Source organism: Thermoanaerobacter siderophilus SR4, from assembly GCF_000262445.1.
Taxonomy (GTDB): Bacteria; Bacillota; Thermoanaerobacteria; order Thermoanaerobacterales; family Thermoanaerobacteraceae; genus Thermoanaerobacter; species Thermoanaerobacter ethanolicus.
The window spans coordinates 1174678-1187498 of sequence record NZ_CM001486.1 but is presented as its reverse complement, the minus strand read 5'-3'; the positions used below and the strand labels follow the sequence as shown (position 1 = coordinate 1187498).

Sequence of the window (12821 nt, the reverse complement as noted above, 5' to 3'; positions counted from 1 at the left end):
AGTTTAATACATTGCATTTATAAAGTGATATGATATAATAAAAGCATTGAAACCAGTTGAAATAAGTTTTTAGGAGGATTATTATGGCTACAGTAAAACCCTTTAAGGCAATAAGGCCTGCACCAGGATTGGCAAATAAAATAGTGTCCTTGCCTTATGACGTCGTAAATACCGAAGAAGCGAGGAATTTGGCGAAAGATAATCCTTATTCATTTCTTCATGTGGATAGAGCAGAAATAGATTTAGCTCCTTCTATAAATCCTTACGATGAAATAGTTTATGAAAAAGCGAGAGAAAATTTTGATAGAATGCTTAAAAAAGGGCTGTTAATAAAAGATAATGAGGAGAACTATTATATCTATAGAGAAATAATGAATGGCAGGAGTCAAGTGGGATTGGTAGCGACTGTTTCGATTGATGAGTATTTAGAAGGAATAATTAAAAAGCATGAGCTTACTCTGCCGGAGAAAGAACAGGATAGAATAAATCACATGGATTACTGTGATGCTCACACCAGTCCAGTTTTTTTAACGTACAAAGCCAATCAAGAGCTTAAAAAGTTGTTAAATAGCTGGATGGGGAGCAAAGATCCTATATATGATTTTACATCAGAGGATGAAATAAGACATACAGTATGGATTATAGATGACAAATCTTTAATAAATAAAATTACTTCTGTTTTTAAGGAAATAGACTACCTTTACATTGCAGATGGACATCATCGGGCTGCTGCTTCTGTAAAAGTAGGCTTAAAGAGGCGAGAACAAAATCCTGATTATAAAGGAGATGAGGAGTTTAACTATTTTTTAGCAGTGTTAGTGCCCCATGATGAAGTTTTTATCATGCCATATAATAGGGTGGTAAAGGATTTAAACGGCTATTCCGAAAGTGAATTTATCGAAAAAATAGAAGAGAAATTTGAAGTAGAGAAATGTAATGAAGGCCAGCCTTTCAATCCTTCGCAAAAGCACACTTTTGGCATGTATCTATCAGGAAATTGGTACAAACTTACTGCCAAAGAAGGTACTTTTAACCCATCGGATCCGATAGAAAGTTTAGATGTGTCCATCTTACAAAAAAATCTTTTGGATCCTATTTTGGGAATAAAAGATCCGAGAACTGATAAAAGGATTGATTTTGTAGGCGGAATTAGAGGCTTAGAAGAATTAGAAAGAAGAGTTAAGGAAGACATGAAAGTAGCTTTTTCTATGCACCCGACAACAGTTGAAGATTTAATTGCTGTTGCCGATGCGGGAATGATAATGCCTCCTAAGTCTACCTGGTTTGAGCCTAAACTAAGAAGCGGATTATTTATTCACGAATTGAGCTAAAAGTACCTTTTCGCTTTTTTAAGGTGCTTCAGACTGTAGACAAACTTTCGTAAAGGAGATATTTTGCATAAGGAGCGACTTGTTACAAAGCGGTAACAAAACTTAGCAAGACAGAGGGTGGAGGCAGGGCCGAAGCCATGGATGGCGGAGGCGGGCACCTTAAGGCATGGATGCCGATTGTGCCCGGTACCCTGCAGGAGCCCGAAGGTCGAGCTTTAGTTTTGTCGCTTTGGAACATCGGAGCGACGATGCAAAATATCTCCTTTTGAATATTTTTTAACTTTGTCAACAAACTGAAGTACCTTTTCGCTTTTTTAAGGTGCTTTTTATTTTTTAAGTGAAAAAGTTCTATTATTTAAAAATTTGTACTAATATATATTGAAGGATAATTTAGGGGAGCTGGTTGTATGAAAATAAAACAAAAAGCACTATTGGGTTTAGCTATAATTGTAATTATCGGTTTAGTGCTTTATCTTTTGCCTGAAGAGAGTCAACTTACATCTTACACAATTGAAGCAAAATATGATGACCAAAATAAAATAATTTATGCTACTCAAACAGTAAAATATATAAATACTAATGATATTCCTTTAAAAGAAATATACTTTCATTTATATCCAAATGCTTTCAAGACACAAGAGAATTTGCCTTTTACGAAGGGAGAGCTCCCTTTTGCCTATCCTGATGGTTTTCAACCGGGATTTATAGAGATTGAAAAAGTTACTTTTGATAAAGACATTCCAGCTACTTACGAATTGGAAGAACCTAATGAGGAAATTTTAAAAATAAATTTGCCTAAAGAATTAAAAAAAGGAGAAACAATAGAAATCAATATGACCTACAAAGTACAAATTCCACCTTGTAGAAGTAGATTTGGCTATGGGAACAATACCGTACAGATAGGAAATTGGTATCCTATACTCTCTGTATATGATAAAAATGGCTGGAATAATGATCCGTACTACATTTTTGGAGATCCTTTTTATAGTAATATAGCAAATTACAAAGTAAAATTGTCAGTACCTAAAAACATGATAGTTGCTTCCACTGGAGAAATAAAAGAAGAGAAAAACTATGGAGATTCCAAAGAATTAGTTATTGAAGCACAAAAAGTAAGGGATTTTGCTATGGTGTTAAGTACGAAATTTAAGATAGCAGAGCAACAGGTAGATGGCATAAAAGTTAAATCCTATTATTTTACGGAAGGATATGGAGACAAAGCTCTTAAATTTGCTGTAGATGCAATTAAGTTTTACAATGATTATATTGGCAAGTATCCTTATAAACAATATTCTGTTGTACAGACTGATTTTTACATGGGAGGCATGGAATATCCTAATCTTGTAATGATATCAAAAGATTTGTACACAAAAGCTAATTTGTTTCATTTAGAATATGTAATTGCTCACGAGACTGCTCATCAGTGGTGGTATGGTGCTGTGGGAAACAACCAAATAAAAGAATCTTGGCTTGATGAGGGATTGACGGAGTACACTACAATTATGTATATAGAAAGGTATTACGGTAAGGCAACAGCTGATGAGATTTATAGGCTTGTTATAGAGGGGGAATTTAATAAATTTCTAAATACCAATTCAGATATTTCTTTTGCTAAGACTTTGGCAGATTTTAAAGAGTGGAAGGAATACACTAATATAGCTTATAACAAAGGAGCAATGGTATTTTATAATCTGAGGAATCTGGTAGGTGACGAAGAATTCAAAAAAGTGCTTCAAAATTATTACGATAAATACAAATATAAAATTGCCACTACGCAAGACTTAATTGACGTAGTGGACAGTGTGACAGGCAAAGATACAGGCGGATTTTTCCAAGAGTGGTTCTATTAAATTATCATTTTTCGTTTTAGTCTTATATCTTCACCGTAGAAATTAAGCAATTTAAAATGGCCGAATATTCGTGAATAAATTCTTTCGGGATAAATTGCCATTATTTCCGATAGAGGTAAATTTGTAGAAATAATAAATTTTTTACCAAGCAACAATCTTGTATTTAAAATATTAAAAAATTCCTGCAAACTAAAAGCAGTTATAGATTCTGTTCCCAAATCGTCGATTATAAGGAGGTCACATTCTTTTAACAATTCCAAATATTCATTATAACTACTGCCATCAGCATTAAGCTTGTTTATTCTCAAACCTTCAATTAAATCTGGCGCTGTTCGATATATCACACTTTTACCTCTATCTAATAATTCCTTTGCTATACAATTAGCAAGGAATGTTTTACCAAGACCCGAGTCTCCATAGAAAAAAAGACTTTCAGCGGTAGTATCAAAATTTTTTATAAAATTAAGAGAAAACTCTACAATATTTTTCATGTTGCTTCTTGGGGAAGGCTTATCTCCATAGGGTTTGTCTGAATAATATTCGAAATTAAAATTAGAGAAATTTTCTTTTTTAAGTATTTCGGCTATACTTGATTGTTTATAATAAATATTTATAAGCTTTTGGTCAAAACATTTACATCGCTTTCCATTTACATATCCTGTATCTTTGCATATGTTGCATTCGTATTTAGGTTCTAGATAATCTTCAGGGTATCCATTAGATTCTAAGAGATAAGCCTTCTTCTTTTTTAATTTATTTAACCTCTCTTTTAAAAGATTTAAAAGTTCTCTTCCCTTTTCAGGTTCTTTAAAAATTGATTGAGTTATTTCGATTCCTACGTTCTTAATCTCTTCCTCAATTTTTTCAAGTTCAGGAATTTTTTTATAAAGTTTGTTTTTACGGTAAAGGGCTTCTTGCAAAGCCTTATCTCTTTTCATTTCATATTCTTTAAGGATTTCATGGATGATGTTTTCATTCATTTAATTCACCCCTTGAATGGGCTAAAAGCTTTTTCTCCAAATCTTCTATGTCGTAACTTCTCTGAGAGTAGCTGTTGAAGTAGTTTTTAGGAGCTTTAAAACCCGAGGTAACAGGAGTTTTTTTCTTTGTAGAGGACTTTTTATTTTCTAAATCTTCTACTGTTCTTATACCTTCATTAAACCAGTTGATTAGTATTTTATTTATATAAGGGAAACTGGGTTCATTCAATTTAAGAGTACATTCGTTGCAGGCTTTTATTATCACATCTACATCAAAACCTAAATCGTCCATCCAGCGGTCCATCATCTCTTTGTGGGATTCCATTAATTCATCCTCTTTAAGGCCTAAAGCATTTAAAATCTTTCTATAATTTTGCCATCTTTTGTTTTCTGCTTTTAAATATTCTTCTACATCTAATGCGGTTTTAAGACCTGCGTCATGCCAGGCTATTGCTACCTTTTCCATATATCTTAAAGAAGTTTTGTTTTTAGAAGCGCAATAACTTACTAACATCGTTATTATTTCCAAGGAAAAGCCGTATTCATCTATCCAGCTTAAATATGTTTCCATTTCTGTGGGGGTTAAAGGCCTTCCCAAAGTCAATTCAATTGCTTCAAACATTTGTTTTACTTGAGGGTCCTGTAAGGACACGCTGTGATTTGAGGTTGGTTGTGGAATAACCGGGAGATATTCAACTATGTATTCACCATCTATGTATTTTAATTTAACTAAGCCTGATTTTTCCCAATACTTCAAAGCTCTGTCAATTTCTATATCTGACATAAATAATTTATCTGCTAAAGTTTTCAAAGGTATTTCATTACCATAATAGCAATATTTCAATCCCAAAATATATACTTTGACATATTCGCCTGGGGCATCCAACATGAAATGATTTATAAAATAATTGCTGATGGGAGTACTTCCCCAATCGTCATTTTCGTTTAAAAATCTAAAAACGCTCATCCTCCCCACCTCGAATATATTATAACACAGCGAAATAGCCTCTTCAATTGAAAAGAATTTAACATAATTATCGGAATATTTGAGTATATTGTTAAATTAAATAAGTATATATAGGAATATTAGTTTGAAGTATAACATACAATATAGAAAGATGCTAAAAATTTCATTAATTAAAATTTGGTTTTACAAAAAAGTATGGTATAATTAAAAAAGATTAACAGAAGAAAGGAGAATACTATGGGGAAGGTGGGGGATAAAAGCTATAAGTTTTTTCTTGGTTTATTAAAGACTTACAAGAACAATATTATAGCTTTTGTGGTAGCACTGTCCATAGGTCTTTCTTTTATTGTATATGAAGAAGGATTTGCCTACAAGATAACAGTAGATGGTGAAACTATTGGAATTACCAAGAATATAGATGAGGTAAAAAGTTTTATAGAAGAATTACATAAAAAAGAAAAGCAAAAGACAGGAACGGATATAGTTTTAAATCAGCAAATAAAATTTGAAAGGGTAAGAGTATCAAATAAAGAGTTGACAGATGTACATAAAATTTATGCTAATTTGGAAAATGCTATGAGTTTTAGCTGCAAAGCTGCTGCCATAATAGTAGATGGCAAGTTTGTGACTGCGTTAAAAAATGAAGAAGAGGCAAATAAGGTTCTTGAAATGTTAAAGAATAAATACGCAAAGGATTCTGATAGAACATATTTTAAAGAGGATGTCAAAATTGAAGAAAAGTACATACCTCCAAAATATTTAGTAAGCTTTGAGGAAGCGTTAAAAATATTGCAACAACCTGTAAAAAAAGCTGTTACATACACTGTAAAAGAAAACGATAGTTTGTGGTCTATTGCAAGAGACCACGACATGTACATTGATGATATTTTAAAATTAAATCCTGGCCTTACAGAAAATTTAAAACCAGGACAAATAATATATTTATCTTCTGCTGTACCTAATGTAACGGTTGTTACTGAAAAGAGAATAGTTTACAAAGAGGAAATACCTTTTGAGACAAAATATACTCAAGATGACAAACTGTATACCAATCAGTCTAAAGTGTTGGTAAAAGGTAAAAAAGGCTTAAAAGAGGTAACTGCTGTTGTTGTAAGTTACAATGGCATTGAGGTTTCAAAAAAAATAAAGAACGAAAATGTCCTTGAAAATCCTATCAACAAAATAGTTGCCGTAGGTTCAAAAAGAATATCTTATGTTGCTACAGGGTCTTTTAATTATCCTGCGAGAGGTACTATCACTTCAAGATTTGGACAAAGATGGGGGAGACTTCACACAGGAGTTGATATAGCGGCACCACAAGGTTCTCCTATTTATGCTGCAGATGGAGGTACTGTTATATTTTCAGGTTGGGAAAGTGGCTATGGATATTTAGTGAAAATTGACCATCACAATGGTTATGTTACTTATTATGGACATGCTAGTAAACTCCTTGTTAAAAAAGGCGATAAAGTGGCGAAAGGACAAAAAATTGCTTTGGTAGGTTCGACAGGTCGTGCAACAGGGTCTCATCTCCACTTTGAAGTTAGAAAAAATGGCGTTCCAGTTAATCCTTTATCATATTTAAATAGATGAAATTGTGACAAGCCCTATGGAGGGCTTTTTATTTTTGTAGGGTTGCTACAAGTATTTATGAATGTTATAATACAGTTGTAATTATATTTGTCAAAAAAACCTGTATCGCTTCATACATATAAAAGCCTCTACATATAAATTACATACGGGGTTTTAAATGTATGTGAGGTGATACAGGATGAAAAAGAAAATTATTGTTTTTGCTATTGCACTTATTTTGTTCATTTCTCTTTATTATGCTAACAAAATTATGGTGGCTTCCTATCCTTATGTGAGAGAAATAAAAGAAAATAGTTTAACAGATAATGTAAAAGATTACAAAACAACACAAAGCGAGCACTTTATAGTGCGATATACCATGCCAGATGAAAAATACGTTTCTCTTGTTTTAGAAATTGCAGAAAAACATTATGATAGTGTTACTAAAGATTTAGATTACAAACCACCTGGTAAAACCGTCATTATAATGTACCATGACCCTGAAAAAATGAACACAGATTTTTCACTTGCAAAAGGGGATACTGCGATGGGGCTTTATTTAAATGGAGTCATAAGCATAGTATCACCTGAATTGTGGATTAGTCCTACAGAAGACCTAGAAAAAGTTTTTGAGCATGATGGACCGATTGTACACGAATTTGCCCACCTTATTGTAGATGATATTGCAAAAGGCAATTACCCTGTGTGGTTCACAGAAGGTATAGCCCTTCTGGAAGAATATCGAGAAAACGGTTTTGTCTGGGGTGAAGGCGTAGCAACTGATAAGCCATATTCTCTTAAAGAGTTGACTTATAACTTTAACCAATTAGATGAGACATTGGCCTATAAAAGGTCTTTTGAAATAGTAAAAGCCATAAGTGATAAATATGGGATGCAAAGCATAAGAGATATTTTAAAATATTTGGGGAGAGGGTTAAGTTTAAGTGAGAGTTTTTATAAAGTTACAGGACAAGATTTAGAGAAATTTATAGATTCAGTGAAATAAAGCAAGGAGAGTGTTGCTCTTCTTGCTTTAACCCTATAAAAAGACAAGGGGGAAGTAAAATGAGTTACAGAATACTGATAGTTGATGATGAGAAGCCTATAGTTGAGATAATCAAATACAATCTGGAAAAAGAGGGATACATAACTTATGAAGCTTATGATGGGGAAGAGGCTTTAAAAATAGCAAAAGAGCAAAATCCAGATTTGATAATACTTGATGTGATGTTGCCTAAATTAGACGGTTTTTCAGTACTAAGGACTCTAAGGCAATCGATGACTATACCTATTTTGATGTTGACGGCTAAAGAGGAAGAAGTAGACAAAGTATTGGGACTGGAATTGGGAGCTGATGACTACATAACGAAACCTTTTTCTATAAGAGAACTCATAGCACGAGTAAAAGCTAATTTAAGGAGAATTAGTTTAAATGGAAACGAGTCTGGGAATATCATTTACGTAAAAATTTAAAAATTGACATGTCGAAATATAAAGTAGAAAAAAACAATAAAGAGATAGAACTTACCTCCAGAGAATTTGAACTTTTGAGATTTCTCATTTTAAACAAGGGGCTTATTTTTTCACGCGAAATGCTATTGGAAAAGGTATGGGGTTATGAATATCTGGGTGATATTAGAACAGTAGATGTCACCATAAGAAGACTGAGAGAAAAAATTGAAGATGACCCCAGTAACCCCAAGCTTATTCACACAAAAAGAGGGGTTGGTTACTATTTTAGCGATGAGAAGCAGATTTAAAAGCATTCAATGGAAAATAATTCTCATATATACTTTGTTAATACTTGTAGCAATGGAAATCATATGGGTATATCTTTATAAATCTCTTGAAAATTACCACATGAATAACTTTGACAATTACCTTGAAGCGCAAGCACGAGGTATTTCTTTTACCCTTAAAGACAACATGGATGCAAAAAGCTTAAAAAATGTGATAAATATGTACATGGGTCCTAATTCAAACGTAAAGTATGTGTATATTTTGGATAATAAAGGAAATATTTTAGCTAGTTCAACTGGGGATAGGGGTAAAATGATGACTCCTGCTATTGTCAAAGCCCTATCAGGAGAAATCGGAAGTGAAGTGACTGATGATTATAATTCTACTGGAAAAATAAAAAGCTTTGCCATGCCAGTTTATAATAGCGATGGTAAAATAAATGGAGTTGTGTATATTAGCGGTTCTTTAAATGGAATATATGAGACTTTATGGGATGTCAATTTGATTCTTTCGAGTGCTACTCTTTTTGCTGTTGGAATTACTATGGTGCTTGGATATATTTTGTCCAAGACTATAACTGACCCCATCAAAGAAGTGACAAAATATGCTCAAAAGATGGCAGAAGGTAATTTTGATGTGACGATAAAGATAAAATCTAATGATGAAATAGGAAAATTAGGTGAAATGTTTAATTTTTTATCTTTGCGGTTAAAACAGACTTTAAATGATATTCAAGGTGAAAAAAACAAAATAGAAGCTATTATACAATTTATGACCGATGGTGTTGTGGCAACAGATGCAAAAGGCAACATAATCCACTATAATGAGGCTGCCGAGAAAATGTTAAATGTGAAGCTGGAATTAGGAATGCCAATAGAGGGAATACTAAATTTAGAAAAAGAAGATGCAGTAGCGACAATGAATTGCGGAAACAAGGTTTTAACAGTTAACATAGCTCCGCTAAAAAGCAATCAACAAATAGAAGGATATGTTTATGTACTTCACGATATCACGGAGCAACACAAATTGGATGCCATGAGGAAGGAGTTTGTGGCAAATGTCTCTCATGAACTTAGAACTCCTCTTGCCACCATAAAAAGCTATGTTGAAACTCTTCTTTACAGCGACGTAGATGCTGAATATTTAAAGAGATTTTTAAAAATAATAGATTCAGAAACTGACAGAATGACACGTCTTGTAAAAGATTTACTTCTTTTATCTAAAATGGATTCTGAAGACAAAAACCTCAAATTTGAGCATAAAAATTTAAATGAAGTAATAATTGACGTAATAAATAGACTTTCTATTGAAGCTCATAAAAAAATCAGAAACTTATCGTCGACCTTCAAGAAGTACCAAGGCATGTGTATATTGACAAAGATAAAATGGAACAAGTTATAGTGAACCTAGTAACCAATGCTATAAAATACACTCCAGAAAACGGAATGATAAAAGTTATGACAGAATACGATGAAAATTTTGCAACCTTCATTGTGGAAGACAACGGTATAGGAATTCCTAAAGAAGACCTGCCTCGAATCTTTGAAAGGTTTTACAGAGTAGATAAAGCCAGATCCAGAGAGCTTGGAGGTACAGGTTTGGGGCTTTCTATTGTAAAACAAATTGTAGAACTTCACAAAGGAGAAGTAAACATAGAAAGCGAAGTAGGAAAAGGCACTATAGTGAGGGTTAAACTGCCATACCAGTAAATTCGTAATAATAATTTAATATTACTGTAACAATATTGTAATAATAGTACTGTATAATAAAACCATAAAGGAGAAGGAGGGATATCCTTGAAAAAAATAGTTGCTTTATTTGTAGCAGTGATGATGTTTATGGCTCTTTTTATGTCATATGGATATGCAGATGACCTCATAAAAGTTAAAACTAATATAAACGATGTAAAAACGGACAACAAATATTTTATAATTTCTGGGAGTGGACAACCTAATACTACTGTAGAGCTTATCTTAAACGATAATTTAAGCGACAAATGGGTAATTGGCGATACAATGCTTTTCGCAAAATTATTGACTTTAAGCTATGGAGATAATTATATAGTAATAAAAGCTTATAAAGACGACCAATTGCAAATAATAAAAGGCCATGTGATACTTACAAAAAAGGATGGGATTTTGCAAATAACAATTACTGCCATTGAGGATATAATAAAATCTCTTTTAAAATAGAGGTCTTGAAGGATGAGGGAGAAGATTAAGTCACTGCTATTGTTTTTTCTTGTTTTAACTAGCGTGTATTTAACTTATAAACTGTGGATATCCTTTCCGCAAAATGAATTATCATTTATTAATAAAAAGTCCACAAATACAAAGGTGGACATTTTTCGTATAATAAGGCCAGAATACACTTTTGTGGGTTTGCAAGGAAAAGTGTACTTAGTATCAGATGGTAATCTTTCCTTTTCTTTATGGAAAAAAACAACGGATTTTATTAGTTCAAATAAAGAAGAAAAAATAAATGTAGTCGATGAGAATAGTTGGGAAAACGCACAAAAAGGTACGTTTATGCGGTTTTTAATGGGAAAAAGTGCAAATGGTGACTTGTTAAAAGATATTTTTAGCAACAGAGATAGCTGGTCTAGAAAAATAAATAGCAATGTATATGTAAAAGAGATTATCGTTAACATAGACAAAAATCAAATTTTTTGTGAAGGATGCAGCCAATAAAAAATTTTATAGTTTCAATTATTCAGAGATGGAGGATTTAAAAAACATTATAAAGAATTTCCCTAAAGATGAGGTCAGTGTGTGTGAATCTGTTTATGAGGAAGGCAATGCATATTTTGAAAAAAACGTGTACATACCTTCTCTAACGTTTTCGATAAAAAAAATATATAGTAAAGAAACAAATTTTGAATCTGACCCCCATTTTCTAGAAAAATTTTTTACGAATATCTCTGTTGTAAGAAAAATTACCGAGAATAACGGATGTACTGTTTATACCGACGGTTTAAAAAGTCTGCGCTTATATCAAAATGGGTATATAGAATTTTATGACACTGTTTCTGAAGCTTCTCCCACTGATAAAATTTTTGCACTGAGAAAATCTGTCGTCTTTTTGGAGGAAATAGGGATAAAAGTTGACGATATTTATCTGATGGATTTCAAAGAAGAAAAAGGGGAATATAATTTTTATTTTAATTATATATTTGATTATCCCCTTCGAATTTTGCAAAAAGAAATGCTGGATTTTCCAATCGAAATAAATATTTCAAATGGCAATATTAAATATGCACGAGTTTTGTATTTAGATTTGATGAGTAATGGAAGTTATTTAATTTCTCATGCAAAATTGAAGCAACCTCTTGCAATGGGATTAAAAGAGATAAACTGGCGAGAACCGCTTTCTGATTTAAAAATAGGTTATGCGTATTATGAGGGACAATTTATCCCTGTTTGGATTGGAGAAAGTAACAATAAAGTGTTTTTTATAAACATATTTAATGGAAAGTTGATTTACAATGGGGTATAAATTATGAACTGGTCTAAAGCAAAGACAGTGCTGATAATCACCTTTGCGATTTTGAATGTTCTTTTATATCTAACTATTGCTAAAATTAATAAACCGCAACCCCAGCTTTTATCAAGGCAAGATTTGTATTCAATAGAGGAAGTCTTATTGCAAAACAACATAATTTTGAAAACTACAATTCCGCAAGAGACAGAGCGAATGCCTCTTGTTAAGGTAACGAGAGAAATATTTGATGAAAGTTTTATTTTAGAAAATTTTATTAAAAGTCAAAAATATGAAAAATACAAAGAAAATAGATATACAATTTTTAAATTTGAAGATAAAACTATCAAAGTAGATGGCATTAGTTTTTATTATTTTGAAAAGAACGATAAATTTAAAGATATGTCTTCTTCTCAAAAGGAAGAGTATGTACAGAATTTTATAAATAATTATCATTTTAAAGAAATAAATGTACAAGTTGAAAAAATTTCTCAAGGTAAAGAGGTAAAGATAAAGTATTTTCAAACCTATAAGGATTACTTCATAGATGGCGGATGGATGGAAGGGAAAATAGATGACAAAAGCTTTGAATTTTCAAAGTCTTGGTTTGGTTCTGTTGTGATGGAAAAGGCGAAAAAAGAGGTGATAAATGCGGCTTATGCTCTTTTGAAGCTTGTGGAGATAAAGACGGATGCAAAACCTATGGTTGTAAAAGAAATAAAATTAGGCTATTATTTTAACTGGAGCAGTGCTACTAAAGGAGAAGCAGTACCTGTTTGGAGGATAACTACTCAGGATGGCAACAGATATTACATAAACGCTTATACGGGAAATTTTGAGGAAGGTAAATAATACCACCTTCTTCTTCTTTTTTTAACCCTTAAATACTTGTAAAATATTTTAA

10 protein-coding genes and 2 pseudogenes are annotated in these 12821 nt (G+C 32.3%); 10 read left to right on the top strand and 2 right to left on the bottom strand.

What is annotated here, in order from left to right:
- Positions 1-83 precede the first annotated feature (83 nt).
- Positions 84-1331: a DUF1015 domain-containing protein gene (locus THESIDRAFT1_RS05730; protein WP_006569815.1), complete on the top strand. Its 1248-nt coding sequence runs from the start codon at positions 84-86 to the stop codon at positions 1329-1331.
- A gap of 407 nt (positions 1332-1738) precedes the next feature.
- Positions 1739-3181, top strand: a complete 1443-nt coding sequence (locus tag THESIDRAFT1_RS05725; protein WP_003870742.1) for a M1 family metallopeptidase — start codon at positions 1739-1741, stop codon at positions 3179-3181.
- Here THESIDRAFT1_RS05725 and THESIDRAFT1_RS05720 read toward each other — a convergent pair.
- On the bottom strand, positions 3178-4161 hold the full coding sequence (locus THESIDRAFT1_RS05720; protein ID WP_003870743.1) for an ATP-binding protein: 984 nt from the start codon (positions 4159-4161) through the stop codon (positions 3178-3180). The two genes, THESIDRAFT1_RS05725 and THESIDRAFT1_RS05720, sit on opposite strands and share 4 nt — an antisense overlap.
- On the bottom strand, positions 4154-5128 hold the full coding sequence (locus THESIDRAFT1_RS05715; RefSeq protein ID WP_006569814.1) for a DnaD domain protein: 975 nt from the start codon (positions 5126-5128) through the stop codon (positions 4154-4156). The genes THESIDRAFT1_RS05720 and THESIDRAFT1_RS05715 overlap by 8 nt, the downstream gene beginning before the upstream one ends.
- A gap of 237 nt (positions 5129-5365) precedes the next feature.
- Between THESIDRAFT1_RS05715 and THESIDRAFT1_RS05710 the strand changes: the two genes are divergently transcribed.
- From THESIDRAFT1_RS05710 to THESIDRAFT1_RS05680, 8 genes and pseudogenes are all read left to right on the top strand, one after another.
- Positions 5366-6721 (top strand): M23 family metallopeptidase, encoded by a 1356-nt coding sequence (locus tag THESIDRAFT1_RS05710; protein WP_006569813.1) that lies wholly within the window; start codon positions 5366-5368, stop codon positions 6719-6721.
- Between the two features lie 178 nt (positions 6722-6899).
- A complete protein-coding gene (locus THESIDRAFT1_RS05705; protein WP_006569812.1) occupies positions 6900-7706 on the top strand; it encodes a peptidase MA family metallohydrolase in 807 nt (268 codons plus the stop codon).
- 59 nt (positions 7707-7765) lie between these two features.
- Positions 7766-8460, top strand: a pseudogene (locus THESIDRAFT1_RS05700) (response regulator).
- A pseudogene (locus THESIDRAFT1_RS05695) lies at positions 8444-10149 on the top strand (ATP-binding protein). Before THESIDRAFT1_RS05700 ends, THESIDRAFT1_RS05695 begins: the two co-directional pseudogenes overlap by 17 nt.
- 87 nt (positions 10150-10236) lie before the next feature.
- Positions 10237-10632: a hypothetical protein gene (locus tag THESIDRAFT1_RS05690; RefSeq protein ID WP_003870749.1), complete on the top strand. Its 396-nt coding sequence runs from the start codon at positions 10237-10239 to the stop codon at positions 10630-10632.
- 183 nt (positions 10633-10815) lie between these two features.
- The gene (locus THESIDRAFT1_RS14740) at positions 10816-11130 is read left to right on the top strand and encodes a hypothetical protein (protein WP_341853115.1); all 315 of its coding nucleotides are present in this window, start codon (positions 10816-10818) and stop codon (positions 11128-11130) included.
- A 79-nt stretch (positions 11131-11209) separates the two neighbouring features.
- Positions 11210-11935, top strand: coding sequence for a hypothetical protein (locus THESIDRAFT1_RS13925; protein WP_244262771.1), 726 nt, complete (start codon positions 11210-11212; stop codon positions 11933-11935).
- 3 nt (positions 11936-11938) lie between these two features.
- Complete coding sequence (locus THESIDRAFT1_RS05680; protein ID WP_006569810.1) at positions 11939-12769, top strand: two-component system regulatory protein YycI; 831 nt, start codon at positions 11939-11941, stop codon at positions 12767-12769.
- Positions 12770-12821: the final 52 nt, after the last annotated feature.

Bases quoted from the DNA above. Each gene is read 5' to 3' on its own strand.
- THESIDRAFT1_RS05730 (WP_006569815.1), top strand. From the start codon at position 84: ATGGCTACAGTAAAACCCTTTAAGGCAATAAGGCCTGCACCAGGATTG.
- THESIDRAFT1_RS05710 (WP_006569813.1), top strand. From the start codon at position 5,366: ATGGGGAAGGTGGGGGATAAAAGCTATAAGTTTTTTCTTGGTTTATTA.
- THESIDRAFT1_RS05705 (WP_006569812.1), top strand. From the start codon at position 6,900: ATGAAAAAGAAAATTATTGTTTTTGCTATTGCACTTATTTTGTTCATT.
- THESIDRAFT1_RS05680 (WP_006569810.1), top strand. From the start codon at position 11,939: ATGAACTGGTCTAAAGCAAAGACAGTGCTGATAATCACCTTTGCGATT.
- THESIDRAFT1_RS05715 (WP_006569814.1), bottom strand. From the start codon at position 5,128: ATGAGCGTTTTTAGATTTTTAAACGAAAATGACGATTGGGGAAGTACT.
- THESIDRAFT1_RS05725 (WP_003870742.1), top strand. From the start codon at position 1,739: ATGAAAATAAAACAAAAAGCACTATTGGGTTTAGCTATAATTGTAATT.
- THESIDRAFT1_RS05720 (WP_003870743.1), bottom strand. From the start codon at position 4,161: ATGAATGAAAACATCATCCATGAAATCCTTAAAGAATATGAAATGAAA.